The organism is Nocardioides sp. CER19, from assembly GCF_029846275.1.
Lineage (GTDB): Bacteria > Actinomycetota > Actinomycetes > Propionibacteriales > Nocardioidaceae > Nocardioides.
Genome location: NZ_JARVWS010000003.1, coordinates 417815 through 442713, shown reverse-complemented (window position 1 = coordinate 442713; position 24899 = coordinate 417815). Strand labels below are relative to the sequence as shown.

The window sequence follows — 24899 nt, the reverse complement described above, 5'->3', positions numbered from 1 at the left end:
GCATGTACGACACCCCTCGCCGTCGACTCCTCCGCCGAGCCCGCGTGGCCACCGCGGGGATCGTCGTCGCGGCGGCGGCCGGCACGGCGGCGCTGACCGCCGCGGCCTCGCACGCCACCGTCACCGGCGGCTCGGGCGGCTCGGGCGGCTCGGGCGGGTCTGGTGGCACGGCTGGCAACGGCGGTCCTGGCACCGGCGGCACGTCGGGGAGCTCGCCGTCCGGCAGCTCGACCACGCCGACGCCGAGCCGGCCCCAGCACTCCCACCGGGGCTCGTCGGCCGGCGGCAGCACCGGCGTGGTCCCCGCGCCGTCGAACAGCCAGCCCCAGAGCGGGACGCACGCGTCATGAGCGAGCGCAGCTGGCGCGACTGGTCCTGCACGGTGCGCGTGCTGGTCGGGCAGGGTGAGCCGGTCACGGAAGCGGTGGTGGACGATGCCGCCGCGATCGTGGCGACCCTGATGGCCGACGTCGACCGGGCGGCGAGCCGCTTCAGGGCGGACTCCGAGGTGCAGGTCGTCAACGACGCCGCGCCGCGGCTGCTGCCGGTCGGACCACTCGCGCTGACGCTCGTCGAAGCCGCCCTCGACGCGGCCCGGAGCACCGACGGAGCCGTCGATCCGACGGTCGGTCACCAGGTCGCGGCCTGCGGATACGACGACGACATCGACGTCGTCCGCCGCCGTGGGGCATGTCCGCCGTCGGCCGGCGTCGAGGGAGCGCCGGCCGACTGGCGGCGTGTCACGGTCGACCGGAGCCTCGGTCGCGTCGGTGTCGGTCGCGGGCTGCGCCTCGACCTCGGGGCGACGGCGAAGGCGTGGACGGCCGACGAGGCCGCCCGCCGGGTGGCCGCCCGGCATCGGTACCCGGCCCTGGTCGAGATCGGGGGAGACGTCGCGGTCGCCGGACCTGCCGACGCGCCCTGGCCGGTGCGGGTCGCCGAGGTCGCGGGCGGTCCTGGCGAGGTCGTCGGGGTCACCCACGGCGGCCTCGCCACCTCCTCGACGCTCGAGCGCCGTTGGCGTACCGCATCCGGCGACGCCCACCACGTCATCGACCCGCGCACCGGACGGCCCACGGACGGCCCGCTGCGCACGGCCGCCGTCTGGGCGCGCAGCTGCGTCCTCGCCAACACCTTCAGCACGGCCGCACTGGTCTGGGGAGCGGCCGCAGCCCTGCGGCTCGAGCGCGCCGGTGTGTCCGCCCGACTGGTGGACCGCAGCGGGAGCGTGCGGAGGGTCGGCACCTGGCCGGTCGAGGAGCGTGCCGCATGACGCTGTGGTTCCTCGCCCGGGCGGCGGGGTTCATGGCCCTGCTCGGCGCGACCACCGCGGTGTGCCTGGGTGCGATCGCCTCGGGCTCCTCGCCGGCGACGCGCCTGCGGCGCCGTGACACCCGGCTCCTGCTGCAGCTCGCGCACCGCTCCGCGGCCGTGGTGACCCTGGCCCTCCTGGCGCTCCACGCCGTGCTGCTGATCCTCGACCGCCACGTCGCGATCTCGGTGCCGGGCGCGCTCGTGCCGTTCACGGCCGGCTACCGCGGCCTGGCGGTCGGGCTGGGCACCCTGGCCGTCTACTGCTTCGCCGTGGTCGCGCTCAGCGGAGCCCTGCGGGGACGGCTCGCCGGCTCGGCGTGGGCCGTGCGGCGCTGGCGGCCGGTCCACGCGCTCGCCTACGCCGCCTGGCCGCTGGCGATGGCCCACGGCCTCCTGGCCGGCACCGACACGACCACGCGTTGGGCGTGGTGGCTCTACGCCGGCTCGGCACTGGCCGTCCTGGTGGCCGTCTGGACCCGCCTCAGCGCCGAGCAGCGACACTCGGGCGGACCGCTGGCGGTCCGCCGCCAGATGCTCCGGGTGCGCCGAGCCGCCGACCGGCAGCTCACGCACACCGGGAGGAGCTCATGACCGCCCTGCAGGCCCCGGCCACCCCGACGGCGTACGGCTCGGCGCGGCTCCTGGCCGGCGTCACCCATGGCGGTCGCGCCGAGCTCGCGCTGCACCGGACCCTGCACGGCCCGCAGCAGCACCGCACCCAGGGTGTCCTCGTCTCCGAGACGGCGACCGTGCGCCTGCTCGGTCGCGGCGGAGCGGCGTTCCCCGTGTCGACCAAGCTGGCCGCCATGCGGACCGGGTCGTCGGTCGAGGTGGTCGTGAACGGCTCGGAGAGCGAGCCCGCCAGCCACAAGGACCGCACGCTGATGACCGTCGCACCCCACCTCGTCATCGACGGAGCGCTCGTCGTCGCCCGCGCGCTGGGGACCCGCCGCGTCACGATCGCGGTGCACGACGCGGCCGCGCACGCATCGCTCGCGCAGGCCCTGCAGGAGCGGCGGCGACTCGAACCCCACCCCGAGCGGGTGGTGGTGCGGCTGCAGCAGGACCGCTTCGTCGCCGGCGAGGTGAGGGCCCTGCTCAACGGCCTCGAGGGACGGGCGGCCGTGCCGCCGGGGCGCCGCACGCTCCCGTCGGACCGCGGGCTGCACGGCGCGCCGACGTTCGCCAGCAACGCCGAGACGTTCGCACAGATCGCCCTGCTGGTCTCCCTCGGTGTCCGTGGCTTCACCGGGGTCGGCGACCCGCGCGAGCCGGGGACCACCCTGCTGACCGTGGCCGGCGATGTGCCCGTTCCCGGCGTCGTCGAGGTGCCGACGGGGCTGCCGCTCGACGCACTGCTCCGCCCCGACGGCGTCCACGGTCCGGTCCTCGTGGGTGGATACCACGGCCGCTGGATCGCCGACACCAGCGGACTGAGGGCGACCCGACCGCTGCTGCGCGAGGCCGGCGTCCCGCTCAACGCGGGCGTCATCGCCCGCCTCCCCGAGGGCGGCTGCGCCCTGGCCGAGGTGGCCGCCGTCAGCTCGTGGCTGGCGGCGCAGTCGGCCGGGCAGTGCGGGCCGTGCCTCTTCGGCACGCACGCCGTGGCCCAGGACGTCGCGGCGCTCCTGCGCGGGCGCCCCGCCCCCGACGTCACGGCGCGCCTGCGCGGCCTCGTCGGTCGTGGCGCCTGCGCCCACCCCGACGGCACGGCCGCGTTCGTGGGCAGCGCCCTGGCCAGCATGACCGAGGAGCTCCTCGTCCACGCCGAGCGCGGCGGCTGCGGTCGGCCCTACCTCGGCGTCCTGCCCCTGGACGGACTCCACTCATGAGGATCGAGGTGGACTGGACCCGCTGCGACGGCCACGGCATGTGTGCCCTCCTGCTGCCGGAGAACATCGGCTCCGACGCCGGCGGCTACCCGGTGCTCCACGACCGCACGGTGCCGCGGGAGACGATGCGGCACGCCCGTCGCGCCGTCGCCACCTGTCCGGCGCTCGCGCTGCGGCTCGAGCGTGAGTAGGGGCGGCGCGCCCTGACTCTGCGGCACGCTGGGCACGACTCTGCGGCACGCTGGGCACATGGCTGACTTCACGTTCGCGCCCCTCACGCCGGCGTCGCTCCTGGACCGCTCGGCGGCCGTGTTCGGCGAGCGGGTCGCGGTGGTCGACGGAGCCGTCCGGCTGACCTACGCCGACCTCGCCGACCGCTGTGGACGGCTGGCTAGCGCGCTCGCGCGGGCGGGGATCGAGCCGGGGGACCGGGTCGCCGCCCTGTGCGCGAACAGCCACGTGATGCTCGAGCTGCACCACGCCGTGCCGGCCCGAGGCGGCGTCCTCGTCTCGGTCAACATCCGGCTGAGCCGGGCCGAGATGCGCTACGTGCTCGAGCACTCGGGCGCGCGGCTGCTGGTGGCGACCGCCGAGCTCGCCGAGACGGCGCGGGCGCTCGCCGACGACCTCGGGATCGCGCTCGTCGTCGAGGATGCCTACGACGCCTGGCTGGACGCGGCCGACGCGGACCCCGCCGACCGGGTGGACGTCGACGAGCGCGACCTGCTCGCGCTCAACTACACCTCCGGCACGACCGGGCGGCCCAAGGGCGTGATGTACCACCACCGCGGCGCCTACCTGCAGGCCGTCGCCATGGCCTACCACGCCGGTCTCGGGCCGGGCGCCCGCTACCTGTGGACGCTGCCGATGTTCCACTGCAACGGCTGGTGCTTCACCTGGGCGGTCACCGGGGCCGGGGGGACCCACCTGTGCCTGCGGGCCGTCGACGCGGGCGAGATCTGGCGGCAGCTCCGCGAGGAGCGGGTGACTCACTTCAGCGGTGCGCCCACGGTCCTCGCCATGATCGCGGCCGACCCGGCCGCCGCGCCGCTCGACCACCGGGTGCACGTCGACGTCGGCGGTGCGCCCCCGTCGCCCGCCCTGATCGGGCGGCTCGGCCCGCTCGGCCTCGACGTGACCCACCTCTACGGGCTGACCGAGACGTTCGGGCCGGTCGCCATCAACGAGTGGCAGCCCGAGTGGGACGCCCTCGGGACGTCCGAGCGCGACCGGCTGCGGGCGCGCCAGGGCATCGGCAACCTGATCGCGCGGCCGCTCCGCGTGCTGGACGCCGACGGCGACGACGTACCGGCTGACGGCGAGACGGTCGGCGAGCTCGCCGCCCGGGGCAACGACGTCATGCTCGGCTACTACCGCGACGAGGAGGCGACCGCAGCGGTCACGCGGAGCGGCTGCTTCCTCACCGGCGACCTGGCGGTGATGCACCCGGACGGCTACGTCGAGATCCGCGACCGCCGCAAGGACGTCATCATCTCGGGCGGGGAGAACGTCGCCTCCGTCGAGGTCGAGCGCGTCCTCGACGAGCACCCGGCCGTGCTGGAGTGCGCGGTCGTCGGCGCGCCCGACGAGACGTGGGGCGAGGTGCCGGTCGCCTTCGTCACGCTCCGCGACGGCGTGGTCGTGGACGCCGACGAGCTCCGGGCGTTCGTGCGGGAGCGGATCGCCGGGTTCAAGGTGCCCCGACGGATCGAGTTCGCGGACCTGCCGAAGACCTCGACGGGGAAGGTCCAGAAGAACGTGCTGCGCAGCCGGGTCCGAGACTGACGTCACGACCATGAAGGTTCGGGCAGCGGGTACCGAGTCCTCATGACGAGCGATCTCGACGCCACGACCGACGACCTCTACACGACGATCCAGGAGCTCCTCCTGCAAGCGCAGGGCAGCGCCGGCGACGACCTGCCGGCCGGCGGCTTCGGCCAGCGGATCGCCTCCGTCCCGGACACCGCCATCGCGTCGGCGACCGGCCTGGAGCTCCCGGTCGTCCGCGAGTACCTCGACAACGCCGACGGCGCCAAGCTGGTCGTCGACCGCGACGGCGAGACACGGTCGGTGAAGGGGCTGCTCTAGCGGCCGCCGACTGACCTGAGGCTCGTACGCCGGCCCCCGGACGCCCCGCGCGTCGGGGGGCCGGCCCACGATCGGATCCGTGAACTCCACCGGCGCTCATTTCGTGCAACGGACGTACGCTGGAAAGTGAAACTCGTCCCGCTAGGGAGTCGCCGTGGACGTGGTGCTGAGCATTCTGGTGATCGCGGTCCTGCTCGCAGGAGTGGCCTTCGCGGCCACCGCCCGCGTCGTCAAGCAGATCGAGCGCGGGGTCGTCTTCCGGCTCGGCCGTGTGCTGCCGGAGGTGAGGGAGCCCGGCCTCACCGCGATCATCCCGGTCGTCGACCGGCTGAAGCGGGTCAACATGCAGGTCGTGACGATGACCGTGCCCGCCCAGGACGGCATCACGCGCGACAACGTGACCGTCCGGGTCGACGCCGTCGTCTACTACCGGGTGATGGACCCCGTGAAGGCTGTCATCGAGGTCCAGGACTACGCCCAGGCCATCGCGAAGGTCGCGCAGACCTCGCTCCGGTCGATCATCGGGAAGAGCGAGCTCGACGACCTGCTGTGCAACCGCGAGCAGCTCAATCAGGGCCTGGAGCTCATGCTCGACAGCCCCGCGATGCCGTGGGGCATCATGATCGACCGGGTCGAGATCAAGGACGTGGAGCTGCCCGAGTCGATGAAGCGCTCGATGTCGCGGCAGGCCGAGGCCGAGCGCGAGCGCCGGTCGCGCATCATCACCGCCGACGGCGAGTTCCAGGCGTCCCGCAAGCTGGCCGAGGCCGCCGACACCATGTCGGGGACGCCGGCCGCGCTCCAGCTGCGGCTGCTCCAGACGATGGTCGAGGTGGCCGCAGAGAAGAACTCGACACTGGTGCTGCCCTTCCCGGTGGAGATGCTGCGGTACTTCGAGGCCGTCGCGACCGGCGAGCCGGCCCCCGTACGCCCGAGCGTGCCGAGCGCGCGTGAGCCCGACGGGGCACCGGCGACCGATGACGGAGTCCGGCGTCCTGTCGAGCGAGGTCGTCGCGCCGACGCGTGACCTGATCCGGCTCGACACCACCAACCCTCCGGGCGACGAGACGCGGGCCGCCGCCCACCTGTGCAGCTACCCCCGCGACGCCGGCGTGGACTGCGAGCTCGTCGCGTACCAGGCCGGCCGCGCGTGCGGTCGCCATGGCGCAGCTCGCGCGAACGTCCACGAGCGGGTGCACGTCGACGATCCGCTGCTCGCGACCCGCTTCCACGTGTTCCTCGCGCGCCGGCTGCTCGGCGGTCCGGAGCGGTCGGGGCTCCGCCGCTCACGTTTGTCCGCGGTCCGAAGCGGTCACGGGCGGGGGTGAAGCTGTACGCCGACCTCCCGTCCCGTCGCACGACGCAGATCGTCGGCGACCTCCTGCTGGTCGTGTGGCTGGTCGTCTGGATCTGGCTGGCGGCGCAGGTGCACCACGCGACCGAGCGGCTGGCCGTTCCCGGGCGCCGGATCGACTCCTCCGCCGGGGACCTGGCCGCCCAGCTGCACCACGCGGCCGACTCGGTCGGCGGGCTGCCGGTGGTCGGGGACGACGCGAGCCGTCCCTTCAACGGTGCCGGCGCGGCCGCGGGTCGGCTGGCGCAGGCGGGGCGGAGCCAGGTCGATGCGGTCGACACGCTCGCGTTCTGGCTGGCCCTTGCCACCGCGCTGGTGCCGATCCTGCTCGTGGTGGCGTTCTACGTCCCGGCACGTGTGCGGTTCTTCCGGCGCGCGGCGGCGGGCCAGCGGCTCGTCGACTCGGCCGCCGACCTCGACCTGTTCGCGTTGCGCGCGCTGGCCAACCAGCCGCTGCACGTGCTGGCCCGGATCAGCGACGACCCCGCGGGGCGGTGGCGCGAGCGGGACGCCGAGGTGGTGCGCAGGCTGGCCACGCTGGAGCTGGCCGACGCGGGCCTCGCGCCGCCGCCGACGGAGTGACCGGCCGGCTCGAGACTCGCCGTGCGAGGTCCCGCCTGAGCCGTCTGCCGGCGAGCATCGTGAAGGGGAAGAAGGCGAATCCTGTCCGGCTGCCGAGCACGAGAGGGGTTCCAGCGATGAGCCATCCGAAGGTTCCGTCGAAGCCGACGCCGCGCCCGGTGCGCCCGCGCCCGGCGGTGGCCACCACCAAGCCGCGCATCCCCGGGTCGCACTGAGTCCGAAACCCCTCTGGTCGACGGCCCCCTCCTGCAGGCACGCTCGGTGGTGACAAGGCGATCCCCGCCCCACCCCGAGGAGTGAGCCATGAACAGCACCGCCACCGACCCCGAGACCGGCGCCACCGCCGCCACCTCGAAGGCCGACCTCAAGCTCGAAGCCGTCGTCATCCCCGTCGCCGACGTCGACCGGTCCAAGAAGTTCTACGAGGACCTCGGCTGGCGCCTCGACGCCGACTTCGGCTTCGACAACGGCTTCCGCGTCGTCCAGCTGACCCCGCCCGGATCACCGGCGTCGATCCAGTTCGGCACCCTGATCACCGGTCAGCAGCCGGGCACCGCCGAGGGCATCTACCTCGTCGTCTCCGACATCGAGACGGCCCACGACCAGCTGGTCGGCCTCGGCGCCGAGGTCAGCGACGTCTTCCACCCGGAGTCGCCGGGAGCGCAGTTCGGCCGGCTCGACGGCGGCCAGGCCGCCGGACCCGCCGACGACGGCGCGAGCTACGGCTCCTTCGCCACCTTCCGCGACCCCGACGGCAACACGTTCCTGCTCCAGCAGGTCACCGCCCGGATCCCCGGTCGCGTCGAGACCAGCAGCACCGAGTACGCGTCGGTGAGCGACCTGGTCGGTGCGCTGAAGCGGGCCGCGGCCGCGCACGGCGAGCACGAGGCCCGCACCGGCGAGGAGGACGCGAACTGGCCCGAGTGGTACGCCGCCTACATGGTCGCCGAGAACCACGGCACCGAGCTGCCGGTCTGATCGGACGCGTCGATGACGACCATCCACCTGCACGCCAACACGCGCGTCACCCCCGAGCAGTTCATCGCCGCGCTGACCGACTTCGGCCCCGGGCGCTCCCAGATCTTCGGCAACACCGATGACAAGGACCTCCAGGTCCACAGCGTCGGCGACCACCAGGCCGACGTGACGGAGGGGTCACGGGGCATCTGGGAGCGGCTCACCTACGACTGGTCGAACCCGGGTCACGTCGTGCTGAGGACGACCGACTCCAACACCTGGGGCCGGAGCTCCAGCCACGTCTACGACCTGACGAGGCGCCCCGACGGGACCACCGACATCGACTACACGGTCGTCCGTGAGGGCAAGAACCTCCGCGGCCGGCTGCTGGGCGCCGTGGTGGCCACCGTAGGTCGCAAGGTGTTGTCGAACGCGTTCGACGGCACCGTGAAGGCGATCGAGGCGCGGAACGGCCCCGCGTCCTGAGGACGTACCCTCGGTCGCGTGCCGATCCCCGAGTACGTCGCCGCGCTGCGCTCCGTCGTCGGCCCGGAGTTCGAGCTCTGGCTGCCCGGCGTGACCGCGGTCGTCGTACGGCCGGCGGACGAGCTGCTGCTCGTCCGCCGGGCCGACGACGGCAGCTGGGCACCCGTCACCGGGATCATCGACCCGGGGGAGGAGCCCGCGGTGGCCGCGCGTCGCGAGGCGCTGGAGGAGACCGGCGTCGAGATCAGCGTCGACCGGCTGGTCTCGGTCGCCGCGGGCGAGCGGATCGTGCACGCTAACGGCGACCGAGCGGTCTACCTCGACCTCACCTTCGCCTGCACGTGGCTGTCCGGTGAGGCGTACGTCGCCGACGACGAGTCGCTGGAGGTGGGGTGGTTCCGTCGCGACGCCCTGCCGCCGATGAGGCCGCACATGGCGGAGCGGATCGCCGCCGCCCTGTCGGGCGAGGCCACCGCCGACTTCCACGGCTGAAGGACGCTGATCACGGCAGCAGCAGGGCGGCGTCGCCGAACTCGTGCCACAGGTACCCGGCGTCGACCGCGGCGTCGTACGCACGCTGGGTGAGCTCGCGGCCGGCGACCGCCTCCACCAGGAGCAGGTGGGACGCGTGCGGGTCGTGCCAGCCGGTGACCAGCCCGTCGACGATCGCCGCCGGCCGCTCGGGCGTGACCACGCGCTCGGTCCAGCCGCGTCCGGCCCGGAGGGTCGTGCCGCGGCGACCGCGGTGCACGACCGCCGACTCGAGCGCTCGGGTGACGGTCGTGCCCACCGCGACGATGCGTCCGCCCGCGAGCTTGGTCTCCCGGACGATGCGGGCCGTCGTCGCGCTGACCTCGAACCACTCGGGCGCGGGCGCCTCGCCGGCCTCCTGCGAGGAGACCCCGGTGTGGAGGGTCACCGGTGCGACCTGGATGCCGCGGGCCACCAGCCCCGTCACGAGCTCCGGGGTGAAGGGCCGTGCGGCCGACGGCATCTCGGCGCTGCCCGGCCGGACGCCGAACACCGTCTGGTAGGCGGCGAGCGGGTAGCGACGGTCGAGGTAGCCGTAGGCGATCGGACGGCCGTGGTCGCGGAGCACCCCGCCCACGTCGCCGGCGACGCTCGCGCGCCACAGCCGGTTGCCGTGACCGGTGGGCGAGGAGACGCCTCCGGGGTACGGCGCCGTCAGGGTGAGGCGCAGGCCGCCGGCGGTCACCACGTCGCCCTCGGCGGCGTCGAGCACCGACCGGTGGGCGCCCGGTGCCGTGCGCAACTCGACCGCCCACGCGCCCTGGCCCAGCCGCTGGGCGAGGTGGAGCACGACCGGACCGCGGCCGAGGAGGGTGGCGTCCAGCTCGCGCGCCTCGGTGGCGGAGTCGTTGACGACCAGGAGGTCGCCCCGGGTGAGGTGGTCGGCGATCGCCCGGAAGCTCGTGTGGACGAGGCCGTCGCGACCTGCGACGAGCAGCCGCACCTCGTCGCGGGCGTAGCCGCGCCACTCGGCCGGCGCCGGCGCTGTCGTGTCGTCAGGGGCCGGGAAGTGGATGCCCGGCTGCTCGGCCAGCAGCGTCATCGAACGACCTCCGTGAGCTGGAGAGCCGGCTCGTCGATGGCTCGGTAGCGCCCCGGAGGTCGGTCGCCGGTCACGAGCGCCAGCAGCCGCGGCACCACGGTCTCGGGGAGCGGCCGGTCGGAGATGTCCTCGCCGGGGAAGGCGCGCTGGTGCATCGCCGTCCGCAGGTCGCCTGGGTCGACGGCGTAGGCCCGCAGGTCGTTCTCGGCGCCGATGGTGAGCACGAGGTGGTCCAGGGCGGCCTTCCCCGCGGCGTACGCGCCCCATGTCGGGTAGTGCTCCACGGCCGCGTCGCTGGAGATGCCGACGAGAGCGCCTGCGGAGGCCCGCAGCACCGGGAGGACCCGCCGGGTGAGCCCGAGCGGGGCGTAGAGGTTGGTCGCGAGCACCTCGGCCAGCTGGTCGGGCGTGACGTCGGCGAGCGGGCGCATCGGGCCGAGCTCGCTCGCGTTGTGGACGAGCAGGTCGAGGCGCCCCAGCCGGCCGACGGCCGCGGCGAGGTCGTTCTGGTGCGTGGGGTCTCGCACGTCTCCGTGGATCGCCGTGACGTCGGGCAGGGGAGCGGTGGCAGCGACGAGCGCGTCGGCGTGGCGGGCGTCGGTCACGACACGCCAGCCCCCACGGCTGAGCGCGCTGACCAGGGCCAGCCCGAGGCCGGCGGACCCGCCGGTCACGAGCGCGACAGGTGTTCCGTTGGTGGATGTCATGCGGCTAGCATTCAAGTTCAAGTGAACTTGAGATCAAGCGATGACGAGGAGACTTTGCCGATGGATGCCCAGGACCGCCTCCCGATGGGCGAGGTCGCGCGCCGCAGCGGGTTCGCCGCCTCGGCACTGCGCTACTACGAGAGCCAGGGGCTGATCGCCGCGACGCGGTCGTCGGGCGGGCAGCGCACGTTCGAGCGGAGCGTGCTGCGCCGGCTGGCGTTCATCCGCGCGGCGAGCAACGTCGGCCTGTCGCTGGAGGAGATCCGCGACGAGCTCGCCGCGCTGCCCGCCGAGCGCACGCCGACGAAGTCGGACTGGCACCGCATCTCGAAGCACTGGCGGGTGCGCCTCGACGAGCAGATCGCCGCCCTCGAGCGGCTGCGCGACGGGCTCGACTCCTGCATCGGCTGCGGCTGCCTGTCCCTCAAGCAGTGCGGGATCTCCAACCCCGGCGACGTCGCCGCCGTCGGTGGCGGCGCGGGTGCCGCTTACCTGCCGCGTCTGCTGCGCCGCGACCCACCGCGCCGGGACGCCGCCCGAGGCTCATCGCCGCGCTGACCCACCGACCCGGCGGATCGCCCACCAGGCCGTCAGGCCCGTGGCACCGACCGCCGTCAGGAGGACGGCTCCGCTCAGCAGGACGTACGTCGTCAGGTCGACCGCCGGCGGCTGCCAGCCGAGGAGCCCCAGGCTGACCCCGAGCACGGCGGGCAGGACGGCGACGGTTCCGACGAGCCACGCGAGCGCTCCGGTGAGGAGCGACTCGACCATCGTCATCCGCAGGAGCTGTCGGCGCGTGGTACCCGTCCGGTGCAGCAGCGCGAGCTCGGCGCGGCGTCCCGCTGTGGTGAGGACGAGCGAGTTGGCGGCGCCCAGGCCGACGAACACGAGGAGCAGGAGCAGCAGCACGGTCGAGAGGTGCTGCAGGGCGGCGTCGCTGTCGATCACCGTGGCGACGTACGCCTCGGGCGTTCCCACGGTCAGACCGAGCGCACGCAGCCGCTCGGCGGTCGCGGCCGGCGGCTGCGATGTGCTCACCAGAGCCACGGTGGCGGCCGGTGTCCCACCGACGGGCTCGGCCGTGGCCGGTCCGATCAGGTAGTCGCCCACGCCGAGCCCGCGGTCGAACACGGCGACGACGCGGAGCCGGCGATCGGTCCCGGCGTCGCGCACCTCCACCGTGTCGCCGAGGCCACGCCCGAGCTCGAACGCCGCGTCGGAGCTGATCGCCACGGTCCCGGCCTTCGCGAGGCCGGTCAGGGCGCCCCGCGTGACGCCCGGGTCGAAGAGCGTGCGCGACGCGTCGGCGGGGACGACCCGGACCCCCGTGGTCTCCCAGGCGAGGCTGTCCGGAAGGTCGTCGTCGTCCGTGCGGACCTGGATCCGGCGGTCGGCCAGCGGCACCACGCCGGTGACGCCGCGCAGCGCGATGAGGTCCGCCAGCCGGCCGGGCAGGGCAGCGCCGGTCACGACGAGGTCGGCCGTCAGGGCCGCCCGCAGCTGCTGCCGGCCGGCCTCGGCGACGGCGCCGTCGACGCTGGTCTGGACCGTGCCGGTCGCCAGGGCGAGGGCCAGGGGCGCGACGACCGTGGTCAGTCGCCGCGAGAAGCCGCGCAGGTTGTGCAGGGCGAGCCGGGTCGGGGCCGGCCGCCGGCCGCCGGTGAGCCGTTCGGTCCGGGCGAAGGCCTGCCCGACGAGCAGCGGCCCGGCCAGCGCTGTGGCGCCGACGAGGAGGAACGCCGAGGTCGCCGCCGAAGTGCCGCCGATCGTCCCGGGCACGACAAGGGGCGCGAAGGCGGCGGCGACGCCGGCCACCGCGGTGACCAGCGCCAGCAGCCGGCGGGTGGGCCCGATGGCGGCGTCCTCGGCCGCGCTCGCCCGGAGCGCGTCGGTGGCCGCTGTCCTGACGGTCTCGCGCGCCGCGAGGCGGCCGGCGAGCAGGGCGCTCGGCAGCAGGACGACCACCGCGGCCACGGCGGGCAGCGGGGACAGGCGCAGCGCGGAACCCGACCCGAGAACCCCCGCCTCCCGGAGCAGCGGCTCGAGCCGGGTCGCGACGACGACTCCGGGGATCGCGCCCAACGGGACCGCCAGCAGGGCGACGAGCACCACCTCACGCGAGACCTGCTGCCGGATCTGGCGCCGCGTCGCACCGACGGTGCGGAGCAGCGCGAACTCCCGTCGGCGCCCGCGGAGCGCGAGCGTCACCGTCGCGGCGACGACGAGGACGACCACGACCAGGGCGGTGCCCGTGTACGAGGCCGCGAGCGTGGTGAGGGTCCCGCCGTCGATGTCGGCACCGCCGCGCAGGCCCGACTCCGCGAGCACGCCGACGGTGGACAGGACCGCACCCGCCGCGGCGAGCGTGAGGGCGGTGCCGGTCAGCGCGGCGCGATGGGCGCGGGCTCCGGCGAGGGCGAGCGTCCACATCCCGCTCACCGCCCCAGGGCGAGCATGCGGCTGGCCACCTGCTCGACGGAGGGGGCGGCGAGGTCGTCGACGACGACGCCGTCGGCGAGGAAGACGACCCGCTCGGCGGCTGCGGCGACCACGCTGTCGTGCGTCACCAGGACGACGGTCTGCCCCAGCCGCACTGCGGTGTCTCGGAGCATCGCGAGCACCTGGGCGCCGGTCCGGGAGTCGAGGGCGCCGGTCGGCTCGTCGGCGAACACCACCGTGGGCCGCGTGACGAGCGCCCGTGCGATGGCCACCCGCTGGGCCTGGCCGCCCGACAGCTCGCCAGGCAGCCGCTGCTCGAGGCCGGCCAGGCCCAGGGAGCCCACCAGCTCGGTGCGCCATGCCGGATCCGCCGCGCGGCCGCCCAGGACCAGTGGGAGGTCGATGTTGGTCGCGACGTCGAGGTGGCCGATGAGGTTGTAGGCCTGGAAGACGAAGCCGACGTGGTCCCGGCGGAAGCGGGTGAGCCGGTCGGGGGAGAGTCCGGCGATGTCGTGGCCGCCGACCACGACGCGGCCGCGCGTCGGCACGTCGAGGCCGGCCGCGATGTTGAGCAGCGTGGACTTCCCGGAGCCGGACTGGCCCATCACCGCGGTCAGCGATCCGCGGCGGAGGTCGAGGGAGACGCCTCGCAACGCGGGAACCGGCGTCGGTCCCGGGTAGGTCTTGTGGACGTCGGCGAGCCGTACGGCGGTCTCGGTGCTCGTGTCGGCGAGGGTGTCGGTGTGCATGCCCACGACGCTAGGAAGTGCGCACCGTCCGGGACGAGCGCCGCAGGAACGCAGTCCGAGGGGTTGCATCCTTCGGAGGAGCCCGGCTCAGCGACGTACGTCGACCACGCCGTTCTGGTAGGCCCACACAGCGGCGTGCAGCCGCGACCGGACGCCGAGCTTGGGCATCATGCGGGCCAGGTGTGACTTCACCGTGGTCACCTCGACGACGAGCGCACGCGCGATCTCCTCGTTCGACATGCCCTGGGCCAGGTGGAGCAGGATCTCCAGCTCCCGTGGCGTGAGCAGCTCGCTCGCCCGCGCGGCCGTCACCGGCTGGGTTCGCCGTCGGCTGACCAGCTCGGCGAGGACCCGCTTGGTGAGGCCGTCGGCGAGGGTGCCGTTGCCGGCGGCCACCGAGCGGACGGCGCCGATGATCTGCTCGGGCTCGGCGTCCTTGAGGAGGAAGCCCGAGGCGCCGGCCTCGAGCGCGCCGAACAGGTACTCGTCGATGTCGAAGGTGGTGAGCACCAGCACCGGCACCGGGTCGGGCACGTCCGGCCCGCTCAGCTGCCGCGTCGCGGTGATGCCGTCGGTGCCCGGCATCCGGATGTCGAGGCAGGCGACGTCGGGCCGCAGGCGTCGGGCGGCCTCGACCGCCTGCTGCCCGTCGGTCACGGCGGCGACCACCTCGATGTCGGGCTCGCCGTCGAGGAGGGTGACGAGCCCGGTGCGGACGAGCGGTTGGTCGTCGGCCACGAGCACACGGATCATCGCGCGTCCTCCCCGGTCGTCACGGTGTCGAGGGTGGGGATCCGGAGCGAGACGAGCCAGCCGCCGTCCGGCGCCGGGCCGACGTCCAGCGCGGCCCCGGTCAGCTCGGCGCGCTCGCGCATGCCGACCAGGCCGAAGCCGCCACTCGGCTCCGGGTGCACGGGTTGCCGGTCGGACGCGTCGTTGCGGACGCTCACCACCACCGCGTCGGCCTCGCGCGCGTCGACGACGACCTCGCACCGGGCGCCCGGGGCGTGCCGGGCGGCGTTCGCCAGGGCCTCCTGCACCGTCCGGTACGCCGACAGCTGGGCGAGCGGTCCGATCCGGCTGCCGGGCGGCCCACCGTCGGAGTGCGGGTGCACGGTCAGGGTGACCTCCGTGCCGGTGCGACCCGCCGCATCGACCAGACCGGAGATCCCCGAGAGGGACTCCTCCCGCGCCATCGTCGCCTGGCTCTCCGCTCCGTCCTCCCGCAGCAGGCCGACGAGCCTGCGCATGTCGCGCAGCATCTCAGTGCTGTGCGTGCGCACCTCGCGGACGGCGCGCTTCGCGCCCTCCGGGTCGGTGTCGATCTGCCGTCCGATCGCGCCGGTCATGACCGCGATCCCCGACAGGTGGTGAGCGGCGATGTCGTGCAGCTCGCGGGCCATCGCCGTGCGCTCCTTCGCGACCGCGGCCTCGAGCAGCGCCGCGTGCTCACCGACCAGGGCCCGCGCCTGATCGGCGCGGGCCGTGCGCGCCTCTCGCCGAGCCCGGACGACGATGCCCACCACGACGGCCAGCGCCACGGTGCCGATGCCCTGGACGAGCCCGCCACCCACCGCGGCGCCGGTCGGGGTGCCGGAGTCCGTCTCCCCGAGAGCGGTTCCGAGGGCCACGAGCGCGGTCGCCCCGACGAGCCCCGGCCACGCTCCCTCCGTCGGCTCGGACAGGACCACCAGGAACGCCGCCACGAGGACCGCCACCGACGTCGCCCCGGTCGCACCCTGGAGCCCGACGAGCGCGGCCAGCGGCGCGCCGGCCGCGACGACCAGGAGGGCGACGGGGGAGACGCGCCGACCGAGCAGCACCGCTGCCTGGAGCGTGACGACCGCGAGGCCGGCCCACCAGCTCGGGTCGCCGAGGTCGGGCGCCTCGAGCTCTGCGTCGTCCACGGCGGCGAAGGGCACCGCGACGAGCACTGCGGCCGCCGTCAGCCAGCAGCCTCCCGCCACCCTCCACCGCACCGGCCCACTCTCTCACGGTCCCGGTGCGCGGACGGGTACTGAGCGGCGCCCTGACGGCGGTCCGGGTCGCCCGCCTGGACATCGTCGGCGTGATCACGCTCGGCATGTTCACCGCGCTCGGTGGGGGGATGATCCGTGACATCCTGCTCGATGCCCTGCCGCCGGCGACGTTCAGCGACTCGCGCTCCCGGGCGGTGGCAGCACTGGGCCCGGTGGCCTTCGTCTTCGGTCGCGGCTCGACCGGCTGGCCACTCCGATCCTGGGCCTCGACGCCGCCGGGCTCAGCCTGTTCGCCGTCAGCGGCGTGCTGAAGGGTCTCGACTTCGGTGTGGGGCCAGCCCAGGCCGTCATTCGCCGCGCTGGCGTGGCTCGGCCGGACCTGAGCGCGTGGTGCCGGGACCCTCCCGCCTGCGCACCCGTGGACATCGCGCTCGCGGTGGTGTGAGATCGGCACGGGACACCCGCTGTGGACTTGAGGAGCCGGGCATGACGCTTGGACTCGGAGGCCGACGGGCCGTCGTCACCGGCGCCAGCCGTCGGATCGGCCTGGCCGTCGCGTGCGCCAGCGTCACGCTCGACCTGTCCTCTCCCGTCGATCCGGCGGAGCGCATCGACGGCGACATGGTCACCACGTGGTGACCGGTGACGACCGCCCGTCCTATGTCGTCACCGGCGGCGCGCGCGGCGTCGGCCGCGCGATCGTCGACGTGCTGGCGCGGACGGGCCACGTGGTCGTTCTCGACCTGGCCGATGGGGTCGTGGGGGAGCGGGTCAGCCTCGTCAGCGGGGACGCCGGCGATCCTGCGGTCGCGGTGGCCGCCGCCGAGGCGGCCGAGGCGGTCGGGCCGCTGGCCGGCTGGGTCAACAACGCGGCCCTGTTCGGCGACGCGTCGCTGGATGCTGCGGACGCTCCTGAGGTCCTCCGGCTGATCACCTCCAACCTGGCCCTGGCCGTCACCGGCTGCCACGTGGCGGTCAACCACTACCTGGCGCACGGGCGGCCGGGGGCGATCGTCAACGTCTCCTCGCACCAGGCGCAGCGGCCGGTGCGAGGCGCGCTGCCCTACGCGACCGCCAAGGCGGCCGTCGAGGGGTTGACCCGTGCGGTCGCGGTCGACCACGGGCCGCAGGGGATCCGCACGAACGCGGTCGCGCTGGGGTCGATCGGCACCGAGCGGTACGACGCCTACCGCGCCGCCCACCCCGACGTCGATCGGCAGATGGCGGCCCTGCACCCGATCGGTCGGGTCGGAACGAGCGCCGAGGTGGCGGACGTGGTCGCGTTCCTGCTGTCACCCGAGGCGGGGTTCGTCAACGGCGCGGTGCTGCCCGTCGACGGCGGCCGGTCGGTCAACGGCGCTGACCCCGAGGCGATCTGAGGACGAGCCGTTCAGGCCTCGTCCGCCCAGTCGCCCAGGGACCAGTCCCGCACCTCGGGCATGTCCTGGAGGTGCTCGACGACGTACTGCTCGTGCCGGAGGAGCTGCTGCTCGCACCACGCCCTGAGCTCGCCCGCCCCGGCCGGGGTCCGCTGCGCCCGGTCGAGCGCGTCGATGACCAGGTGGTAGCGCGACGCGCGGTTGCGCACCACCATGTCGAACGGCGTCGTCGTCGTGCCCTCCTCGATGAACCCGCGCACGTGGAACCGGTCGGCGTCCGGGCGGCCGTGCACGAGCTGGTGGATGGCGCCGGGGTACCCGTGGAACGCGAACAGCACGTCGACGTGGTCGGTGAACAGCTCGCGGAACTGGGTGTCGTCCAGGCCGTGCGGGTGGATCTCGGGCCGCGGCAGCGACATGAGGTTGACCACGTTGACCACACGGGTGGAGAAGAGCGGCAGCCGCTCGCGGAGGATGTTGGCGGCCGCGACCGTCTCCATGGTGACGACGTCGCCGGCGCACGCGAGCACGATGTCGGGGTCCGAGCGCCCGTCCTCGGTGCCCGCCCACGACCAGACGCCGGCCCCCTGGGCGCAGTGCTCGACGGCCTCGTCGATCGTCAGCCACTGCAGCTGCGGCTGCTTGTCGATGACGACCAGGTTGACGCACGACCGCGACCGCATGCAGCGGTCGGAGACCGCCAGCAGCGTGTTGGCGTCCGGCGGCAGGTAGACCCGGCTGACCGTGCCGCGGTGGGTGATCACGTTCTGGATCAGGCCCGGGCCCTGGTGGCTGAACCCGTTGTGGTCCTGGCGCCACGCGGTCGAGGTCAGGAGGATGTTGAGGCTCGGCACCGGCGCCCGCCAGGGCAGGTGGTGCGCCTCCTGCAGCCACTTCGCGTGCTGGACGGTCTGTGACGCCGACACCATCGCGAAGGCCTCGTACGTCGCGAACCAGCCGTGCCGGCCGGTGAGGTTGTAGCCCTCGAGCCAGCCGTGGCAGGCGTGCTCCGAGAGCACCTCCATCACGCGCCCGTCCCGCGAGATCGCGACGTCCTCGTCCGTCACCCTCTCGAGGAACGCCCGGTCGGACACCTCGAAGACCGCGCCGAGGCGGTTGCTGTTGGTCTCGTCGGGACAGAACAGCCGGAACCGGTCGGGGTTGCGGGCATAGGTGTCGCGCATGAGCTCACCGAGCTTGCGCGTCGACTCCAGCCGCGTCCGGGCCGGCGCCTTCACCGATACCGCGTAGTCGCGGAAGTCCGGCAGGTCCAGGTCGGTCGCGAGCCGGCCCCCGTTTGCGTGCGGGCTGCCGCTCATCCGCAGGTCGCCGTCCGGGTTGATCGAGAGGACCTGCGCCACGGGCGCGCCGTTGTCGTCGAAGAGCTCCTCGGGCCGGTAGGAGCGCATCCAGTCCTCGAGGATCCGCAAGTGCTCCTTGTCGCCCTTGACCTTGGACACGGGAACCTGGTGGGACCGGAACGTGCCCGAGACCTGCACCCCGTCCACCACCTCCGGGCCGGTCCAGCCCTTCGGCGTGCGCAGGATGATCATCGGCCAGCGCGGGCGGGTGCCGTCCCAGTCACCACCGCGGGCGGCCGCCTGGATCGACCTGATCGACGCCCACGCCCGCGCGAGGGCCTCGGCGAAGCGGTGGTGCATGCCGGGCGTGTCGTCCCCCTCGACCTCGAGGACCTCGTAGCCGTGCCCCTCCATCAGCGCGCGGACCTCGGCCGGGTCCTTGCGGGCCAGCACCGTCGGGCCGGCGATCTTGGCCCCGTTGAGGTGGAGCACGGGCAGCACCGCACCGTCGTGGACCGGGCTCAGGAACGAGATCTGCTTCCACGACCCCTCGAGAGGCCCCGTCTCCGCCTCGCCGTCCCCGACCACGGCCAGCGCGATCAGGTCGGGGTTGTCCATCACCGCCCCGGCCGCGTGGATCAGGACGTAGCCGAGCTCACCGCCCTCGTGGATCGAGCCGGGGATCGGCACCGACACGTGGCTGGGGATCCCGCCCGGCGAGGAGAACTGGCGGAACAGCCGCTGCAGCCCGTCCTCGTCGACGGTGACGTCCGGGTACGTCTCCGTGTAGGTGCCTTCCAGATAGCTGGCGCCGACGAGGGTCGGCCCGCCGTGCCCGGGACCGGTCAGGTAGATCATCTGCTGACCGGTGTGCCGGATCAGCCGCGACGCGTGCGCGTAGATCAGTGCCAGCCCCGGGCTGGTGCCCCAGTGGCCGAGCAGTCGTGGCTTGATGTGGTCGGCGCTCAGCGGCTCGCGCAGCAGCGGGTTGGCCATCAGGTAGATCTGGCCCACGGTGAGGTAGTTGTTGGCCCGCCACCAGGCGTCGACCGCTGCGACGTCCTCGTCGGTGGGATGGGCGAGCCGGTCCACCACGTCCGCTTCGGCGTGTCCGGATGCACTGGTGTCGATGATTGCCACGAGGGTCTCCTCCACCCGAGAAGGACGGGCCCGACGGCCCACCTGCACGGTACGCCCGTGCCACCGGTGCGCGTCCAGACCTACCTTCCGGCGCCGGGACGCGGGAGCCTGGGGGCATGTCCTCGGACCTGACTCGGGCCACCGACCCCTTCTCGCCGGCCGAAGCAACGGTCGACACCCCGTGGTCGAGACCCCCGGACGACGTGCTCGTCGCTCTCGACAGCCGCCCGGACGGCCTGACCGAGGAGGAGGCGTCACGGCGCCGGGAGCGGTTCGGTCCCAATCGGCTGGCACCGCCCCAGCGCTCACCGTGGTGGCGACGCGCGCTCGCGCAGTTCGACGACGTCCTCATCTACATCCTGCTGGTGGCGGCCGCGGCCAAGGCGGTCCTGGCTGAGTGGGTCGACTTCTCGGTCATCCTGGGCGTCGCGGTGATCAACGCGGTCATCGGCCTGGTGCAGGAGGGCCGCGCGGAGCGGGCGCTGGACGCCATCAAGGACATGCTCTCGGTCCAGGCCCACGCGGTGCGGTCGGGCTCGGTGGCCGATGTGGACGCCGACGCGCTGGTGCCGGGCGACGTCGTGCGGCTGCGCGCGGGCGACCGCGTGCCGGCCGACGTACGGCTGCTGGAGGCCAACGGCCTCCAGGCCGAGGAGTCGGCGCTGACCGGTGAGTCCGTCCCGACGGCGAAGGACGCCGGCGTCGTCCCTGCGGACGCGGGGGTGGGCGACCGGAGGAGCATGGTCCACTCCGGGACGCTCATCGTCGCCGGCACCGGGTCCGGCGTGGTGGTCGCCACCGGGCAGGAGACCCAGATCGGCCGGATCCAGACGATGATCTCGCGGGTCGAGGCCGTCGAGACACCGCTCACCCGGTCGCTCGACGCGCTCGGCAAGAAGCTCGCGGTCCTGATCCTCGTGATGGCCCTCGTGATGATCCTCATCGGTCGATGGCTCCACCGCTTCACCGTGCCCGACCTGCTCAGCGCGGCGATCGGGTTCGCCGTGGCCGCGGTGCCGGAAGGGCTTCCGGCCCTGGTCACGATCACGCTGGCGCTCGGGGTGCAGCAGATGGCGCGCCGGCGGGCGATCACGCGCCGACTCCCCTCGGTGGAGACGCTGGGTGCCGTCTCGACCATCTGCTCCGACAAGACCGGCACGCTGACGAGGAACGAGATGACCGCCCGGATGGTGCGCACCGCCGGCTCCCGGTTCGAGGTCAGCGGACTCGGCTACGCGCCGATCGGCGAGGTCACGCTGGACGCCGACGTGGTGACGGTCGCGGACCGTCCGGACCTCGCACGGCTGGTCGAGGACATGGCCATCTGCAACGACGCCGCGGTGGTGGAGGACGGGTCGCAGTGGCGCCTCGTGGGCGAGCCGACCGAAGGTGCCGTCAGCCTGCTGGGCCCCAAGGCAGGGTTCGTCACCGACGGCTGGCGACGGGTCGCGGTGGTGCCGTTCGACCCGGCTCACAAGTACATGGGCGTGCTGGCGCGTGACCCGGACGGCGCGCTCCACGTGCTCGTCAAGGGCGCCCCCGACCGGATCCTGGAGCGCTGTGCCACGCAGACCGGGCCGACCGGTGCGGCGGAGCCGATCGACGTGGCGTTCTGGGAGACCCAGATCGACGAGATCGGCGCCGGCGGGCTGCGGGTGCTCGCGGCCGCGCACGCCCGCCCGGACCCCGGCGCCTCGACGCTGTCGCACGCCGACCTCGAGCGCGGGCTCGAGCTGGCCGGCCTGGTCGGCATCGTCGACCCACCCCGTCCCGAGGCGGTCGACGCGATCGCGCTGTGCGCGACCGCCGGGGTGCGGGTCAAGATGATCACCGGCGACCACGCCGGGACGGCGCTCGCGATCGGCCGGGAGATGGGCATCGTGGAGAGCACCGCCAGCCCGGTCCTCACCGGCGCCGAGCTGGAGTCGATGTCGGTCGAGGCGCTCCGTGCCGTCGTACGCGACGTCGACATCTATGCCCGGACCAGTCCGGAGCACAAGCTGCGGATCGTGGCGGCGCTCCAGGCGCACGGCGAGGTGGTCGCGATGACGGGCGACGGCGTCAACGACGCCCCCGCGCTGACGCGGGCCGACGTCGGGGTGGCCATGGGCATCAAGGGCACGGAGGCGACCAAGGAGGCCGCCGACATCGTCCTCGCCGACGACAACTTCGCGACCATCGAGCGCGCCGTCGAGGAGGGCCGGCGCATCTACGACAACGTGCGCCGCTCGCTGCTGTTCCTGCTGCCCACCAACGGTGCCCAGTCGCTGGTGATCCTGGTGGCCGTCCTCTTCGGCCTCACGTTGCCGCTCGCGCCCGTGCAGGTGCTGTGGATCAACATGGTGACCTCGGTGACGCTGGCGCTCGCGCTGTCCAACGAGCGGGCCGAGCGCGGGATCATGACCCGTCCACCCCGGCGGTCGGGGGAGGCGATCGTCCCGCCCTCCGCCGTACGCCGGATCGCGCTGGTCGGCCTCCTGATCGGCGGCGCGACCATGGGCGTCTTCTACTACGACCACCACCGCGGCATCGCGCTCGACGAGGCCCAGACCACGGCGGTGACGATGCTCGCCCTGGGGCAGCTGGCCTATCTGTTCAACTGCCGCTTCCTGGACCGCTCCAGCCTCACTCCGGACGTGCTGCGCGGCAATCGGCTCGTGTGGTGGAGCGCGGCCGCGATGATCGGGCTGCAGCTGCTCTACTGCTACCTGCCGATCGCCAACACCGCCTTCGGCTCCGCGCCGATCGGCCCGCGGGAGTGGCTGCTGACCGCCGTCCTCGCGGTGGTGATCTTCCTGCTGACCGAGGTCGCCAAGTGGGTCACCCGGTTGCGGGCTCGGGCCGGCTGAGGCGCGGTCGCGTCGGGGGACAAGCCGTCGCGGGTCGGCGTACGGTGCCCGCATGCGATTTGGTCTGGTCGGCACGGGTCCATGGGCGACGATGACGCATGGTCCGGGCCTCGTGGCTGCCCCCGGTGCGGACCTCGTCGGCGTGTGGGGCCGCGACCCGCACAAGGCGCGGTCGCTCGCCGAGGAGCTCGGCACGACCGCCTACGAGAGCTATGACGCCCTGCTCAGCGACGTCGAGGCGGTCGCGTTCGCGGTCCCGCCAGGGACGCAGGCGGAGCTCGCGCTCGAGGCCGCGCGGGCTGGGAAGCACCTGCTGCTCGACAAGCCGGTCGCCGCCGACGTCGAGTCGGCACGGCGGCTGCGGGACGCCGCCGCCGAGGCGGGGGTGGCGTCGGTGGTCTTCTTCACCGACCGCTTCGTCGAGGAGTCCCGCGCCTGGTTCGACCAGGTGCGTTCGACCGACGGCTGGAAGGGCGGCTGGGTCAGGTGGTTCAGCGCCCTGCAGGAGCCGGGCAACCCGTTCGGGGCCTCGGCGTGGCGCCACGAGCGCGGGGCCCTCTGGGACATCGCACCGCACGCGTTGTCGACCCTCGACGCGTGTCTCGGGCCCGTGACGTCCCTGAGCGCGGTGGGCGGGCGAGGAGACCTGGTGAACCTGACGCTTCGGCACGGGTCGGGCGCGCTGAGCACCGTCACGCTGACCCAGTTCGCGCCGCCCGCTGCAGAGGGCTTCGAGGCCGCCGTCTGGGGCGAGACCGGCGTGTCACTCATGCCACGACGGCCCGACGCCTTCGTCGACGCTCTCGCGACCGCCGCCGAGGAGCTGGTCGCCGCCGCAGAAGGCGCGTCCCATCCGCTCGACGTCGGCTTCGGCACTCGCGTCGTGGAGCTGATCGCGGAGGCGCAGGCGCAGCTCGAGGGCGAGCCGACGCGATGAGCACGGGGGCGACCGACCGGCGCTGGCCCCGGTGGTCGGAGCTGTCGCCCCTGCTGCGTCCCCGCCTGCGGGTGACCCGCGCTGAGCGCGTGTCGCACGCCGCCTCGATCCGCGACCTGCGGACGTTGGCCCGACGCCGGGCGCCGCGCGCCGTCTTCGACTACACCGACGGGGCGGCGGGGGACGAGATCGGGCTGGGCCGATCGCGAGCGGCGTACGCGCGCGTCGAGCTCGTGCCCCAGGTGCTGCGCGACGTGTCGTCGGTGGACACCTCGACGACGATCCTCGGGCGGCCGTCGGCGGCGCCGCTCGTCCTCGCCCCGACCGGGTTCACCCGGATGATGCACACGGAGGGTGAGCCAGCGGTCGCGCGCGTGGCCGCCCGCGTCGGCATCCCCTACGCGCTCTCCACGATGGGCACCACGTCGGTCGAGCGGCTCGCGGCCGACGTACCGACGGCGAGGCTGTGGTTCCAGCTCTACCTGTGGCGCGACCGGGAGGCCAGCCGCGGCCTGGTGGAGCGAGCGCGGGAGGCGGGGTACGAGGCGCTCGTGCTCACCGTCGACACGCCGGTGCCCGGTCGGCGCCTGCGCGACGAGCGCAACGGGCTGACCATCCCGCCCACGCTGTCAGCACGAACGCTCGTCGACGGTGCCCTGCACCCCGCGTGGTGGTTCGACCTGCTCACCACGGAACCCCTGGAGTTCGCCTCGCTCCACTCGTTCGACGGCACGGTGGCGGAGCTGGTGGGGCAGATGTTCGACCCTTCGGCCACCCTGGCCGACCTGTCGTGGATCCGGTCCGCGTGGCCGGGGCCGATGGTGGTCAAGGGCATCCAGACGACCGCCGACGCGATGGCTGTCGTCGACGCCGGGGCCGACGCCGTCGTGGTCTCCAACCACGGCGGACGCCAGCTCGACCGCGCGCCGACGCCGCTCGAGGTGCTGCCCGGCATCGTCGACGCGATCGGCGACCGGGCGGAGGTCTACGTCGACGGCGGGATCCTCTCGGGCAGCGACGTCGCTGCCGCGGTCGCCTTCGGAGCCCGCGCGGCCCTGGTCGGCCGGGCCTACCTCTACGGGCTGATGGCCGGCGGGGAACGCGGCGTGCAGCGGGCCGCCGACATCCTCCGGACCGAGCTCGCGAGCACCCTGGCCCTGCTGGGCGTGACGCAGGTCGGCGACCTCACGCGTGACCATGTACGGCTGCGTGCCGCCTGAGTAGGTTGCCCGC

The 24899-nt window shown here is 73.9% G+C and carries 27 protein-coding genes; 20 read left to right on the top strand and 7 right to left on the bottom strand.

Going from position 1 to position 24899, the window contains the following annotated elements; genetic code table 11:
• Nucleotides 1-2: 2 nt before the first annotated feature.
• The 13 genes from QDS12_RS17630 to QDS12_RS17570 all read left to right on the top strand — a co-directional run bounded on the left by QDS12_RS17630 (nt 3) and on the right by QDS12_RS17570 (nt 9105).
• A complete protein-coding gene (locus QDS12_RS17630) occupies nt 3-350 on the top strand; it encodes a hypothetical protein (protein WP_279881382.1) in 348 nt (115 codons plus the stop codon).
• A complete protein-coding gene (locus QDS12_RS17625; RefSeq protein WP_279881380.1) occupies nt 347-1273 on the top strand; it encodes an FAD:protein FMN transferase in 927 nt (308 codons plus the stop codon). Before QDS12_RS17630 ends, QDS12_RS17625 begins: the two co-directional genes overlap by 4 nt.
• Nucleotides 1270-1905, top strand: coding sequence for a hypothetical protein (locus tag QDS12_RS17620; protein ID WP_279881377.1), 636 nt, complete (start codon nt 1270-1272; stop codon nt 1903-1905). The genes QDS12_RS17625 and QDS12_RS17620 overlap by 4 nt, the downstream gene beginning before the upstream one ends.
• On the top strand, nt 1902-3146 hold the full coding sequence (locus QDS12_RS17615; protein WP_279881374.1) for an NADH-ubiquinone oxidoreductase-F iron-sulfur binding region domain-containing protein: 1245 nt from the start codon (nt 1902-1904) through the stop codon (nt 3144-3146). The genes QDS12_RS17620 and QDS12_RS17615 overlap by 4 nt, the downstream gene beginning before the upstream one ends.
• Nucleotides 3143-3337, top strand: coding sequence for a ferredoxin (locus QDS12_RS17610; RefSeq protein ID WP_279881372.1), 195 nt, complete (start codon nt 3143-3145; stop codon nt 3335-3337). The genes QDS12_RS17615 and QDS12_RS17610 overlap by 4 nt, the downstream gene beginning before the upstream one ends.
• Nucleotides 3338-3395: 58 nt before the next feature.
• Nucleotides 3396-4931 (top strand): acyl--CoA ligase family protein, encoded by a 1536-nt coding sequence (locus QDS12_RS17605; protein ID WP_279881370.1) that lies wholly within the window; start codon nt 3396-3398, stop codon nt 4929-4931.
• Nucleotides 4932-4973: 42 nt separating this feature from the next.
• Nucleotides 4974-5234: a hypothetical protein gene (locus tag QDS12_RS17600; RefSeq protein ID WP_279881368.1), complete on the top strand. Its 261-nt coding sequence runs from the start codon at nt 4974-4976 to the stop codon at nt 5232-5234.
• Nucleotides 5235-5388: 154 nt separating this feature from the next.
• Nucleotides 5389-6261, top strand: a complete 873-nt coding sequence (locus QDS12_RS17595) for a slipin family protein (protein ID WP_279881366.1) — start codon at nt 5389-5391, stop codon at nt 6259-6261.
• A complete protein-coding gene (locus QDS12_RS17590) occupies nt 6212-6562 on the top strand; it encodes a hypothetical protein (RefSeq protein ID WP_279881363.1) in 351 nt (116 codons plus the stop codon). Before QDS12_RS17595 ends, QDS12_RS17590 begins: the two co-directional genes overlap by 50 nt.
• Nucleotides 6559-7170 carry a hypothetical protein gene (locus QDS12_RS17585; protein ID WP_279881360.1) on the top strand — a complete coding sequence of 204 codons (612 nt, stop codon included), beginning with the start codon at nt 6559-6561 and terminating at the stop codon, nt 7168-7170. Before QDS12_RS17590 ends, QDS12_RS17585 begins: the two co-directional genes overlap by 4 nt.
• A 303-nt stretch (nt 7171-7473) precedes the next feature.
• The gene (locus QDS12_RS17580) at nt 7474-8148 is read left to right on the top strand and encodes a VOC family protein (protein WP_279881358.1); all 675 of its coding nucleotides are present in this window, start codon (nt 7474-7476) and stop codon (nt 8146-8148) included.
• Between the two features lie 12 nt (nt 8149-8160).
• Entirely contained in the window at nt 8161-8613 is a 453-nt protein-coding gene (locus QDS12_RS17575) for a hypothetical protein (protein ID WP_279881356.1), read from the top strand.
• A gap of 18 nt (nt 8614-8631) precedes the next feature.
• Nucleotides 8632-9105: an NUDIX domain-containing protein gene (locus QDS12_RS17570; protein ID WP_279881354.1), complete on the top strand. Its 474-nt coding sequence runs from the start codon at nt 8632-8634 to the stop codon at nt 9103-9105.
• 10 nt (nt 9106-9115) lie between these two features.
• Here QDS12_RS17570 and QDS12_RS17565 read toward each other — a convergent pair whose 3' ends face one another.
• Together QDS12_RS17565 and QDS12_RS17560 are read right to left on the bottom strand one after the other, a co-directional pair.
• Complete coding sequence (locus QDS12_RS17565) at nt 9116-10186, bottom strand: S-adenosylmethionine:tRNA ribosyltransferase-isomerase (RefSeq protein WP_279881352.1); 1071 nt, start codon at nt 10184-10186, stop codon at nt 9116-9118.
• Nucleotides 10183-10893 carry an SDR family NAD(P)-dependent oxidoreductase gene (locus tag QDS12_RS17560; RefSeq protein ID WP_279881350.1) on the bottom strand — a complete coding sequence of 237 codons (711 nt, stop codon included), beginning with the start codon at nt 10891-10893 and terminating at the stop codon, nt 10183-10185. The genes QDS12_RS17565 and QDS12_RS17560 overlap by 4 nt, the downstream gene beginning before the upstream one ends.
• A 60-nt stretch (nt 10894-10953) precedes the next feature.
• On the opposite strand from QDS12_RS17560, the gene soxR reads away from it, so the two are divergent.
• Nucleotides 10954-11451: a redox-sensitive transcriptional activator SoxR gene (soxR, locus tag QDS12_RS17555; RefSeq protein ID WP_279881347.1), complete on the top strand. Its 498-nt coding sequence runs from the start codon at nt 10954-10956 to the stop codon at nt 11449-11451.
• Here the strand turns inward: soxR and QDS12_RS17550 are convergent.
• From QDS12_RS17550 to QDS12_RS17535, 4 genes are all read right to left on the bottom strand, one after another.
• Complete coding sequence (locus QDS12_RS17550) at nt 11437-13323, bottom strand: ABC transporter permease (protein WP_279882196.1); 1887 nt, start codon at nt 13321-13323, stop codon at nt 11437-11439. The two genes, soxR and QDS12_RS17550, sit on opposite strands and share 15 nt — an antisense overlap.
• Before the next feature lie 5 nt (nt 13324-13328).
• A complete protein-coding gene (locus QDS12_RS17545) occupies nt 13329-14081 on the bottom strand; it encodes an ABC transporter ATP-binding protein (protein ID WP_279881345.1) in 753 nt (250 codons plus the stop codon).
• A gap of 87 nt (nt 14082-14168) precedes the next feature.
• Nucleotides 14169-14834 (bottom strand): response regulator transcription factor, encoded by a 666-nt coding sequence (locus QDS12_RS17540; protein WP_279881343.1) that lies wholly within the window; start codon nt 14832-14834, stop codon nt 14169-14171.
• Nucleotides 14831-16060 (bottom strand): histidine kinase, encoded by a 1230-nt coding sequence (locus QDS12_RS17535; RefSeq protein ID WP_279881340.1) that lies wholly within the window; start codon nt 16058-16060, stop codon nt 14831-14833. Before QDS12_RS17535 ends, QDS12_RS17540 begins: the two co-directional genes overlap by 4 nt.
• A 23-nt stretch (nt 16061-16083) precedes the next feature.
• Between QDS12_RS17535 and QDS12_RS17530 the strand changes: the two genes are divergently transcribed.
• From QDS12_RS17530 to QDS12_RS17520, 3 genes are all read left to right on the top strand, one after another.
• Entirely contained in the window at nt 16084-16371 is a 288-nt protein-coding gene (locus QDS12_RS17530) for a TRIC cation channel family protein (RefSeq protein WP_279881338.1), read from the top strand.
• A 175-nt stretch (nt 16372-16546) separates the two neighbouring features.
• Nucleotides 16547-16699: a hypothetical protein gene (locus tag QDS12_RS17525; RefSeq protein ID WP_279881336.1), complete on the top strand. Its 153-nt coding sequence runs from the start codon at nt 16547-16549 to the stop codon at nt 16697-16699.
• Entirely contained in the window at nt 16693-17439 is a 747-nt protein-coding gene (locus QDS12_RS17520; protein WP_279881334.1) for an SDR family oxidoreductase, read from the top strand. The genes QDS12_RS17525 and QDS12_RS17520 overlap by 7 nt, the downstream gene beginning before the upstream one ends.
• 11 nt (nt 17440-17450) lie before the next feature.
• On the opposite strand, the gene QDS12_RS17515 is transcribed toward QDS12_RS17520, so the two are convergent.
• The gene (locus QDS12_RS17515) at nt 17451-19880 is read right to left on the bottom strand and encodes a phosphoketolase family protein (protein WP_279881331.1); all 2430 of its coding nucleotides are present in this window, start codon (nt 19878-19880) and stop codon (nt 17451-17453) included.
• Nucleotides 19881-19996: 116 nt separating this feature from the next.
• Here QDS12_RS17515 and QDS12_RS17510 point away from each other — a divergent pair, with 116 nt between their 5' ends.
• Genes QDS12_RS17510 through QDS12_RS17500 form a run of 3 tightly spaced genes read left to right on the top strand, consistent with a single transcriptional unit; the run spans nt 19997 to nt 24886 of the window.
• Nucleotides 19997-22729 (top strand): HAD-IC family P-type ATPase, encoded by a 2733-nt coding sequence (locus QDS12_RS17510; RefSeq protein ID WP_279881329.1) that lies wholly within the window; start codon nt 19997-19999, stop codon nt 22727-22729.
• A gap of 52 nt (nt 22730-22781) precedes the next feature.
• The gene (locus QDS12_RS17505; protein ID WP_279881327.1) at nt 22782-23666 is read left to right on the top strand and encodes a Gfo/Idh/MocA family oxidoreductase; all 885 of its coding nucleotides are present in this window, start codon (nt 22782-22784) and stop codon (nt 23664-23666) included.
• Nucleotides 23663-24886, top strand: coding sequence for an alpha-hydroxy acid oxidase (locus QDS12_RS17500; RefSeq protein WP_279881324.1), 1224 nt, complete (start codon nt 23663-23665; stop codon nt 24884-24886). The genes QDS12_RS17505 and QDS12_RS17500 overlap by 4 nt, the downstream gene beginning before the upstream one ends.
• Nucleotides 24887-24899 lie beyond the last annotated feature (13 nt).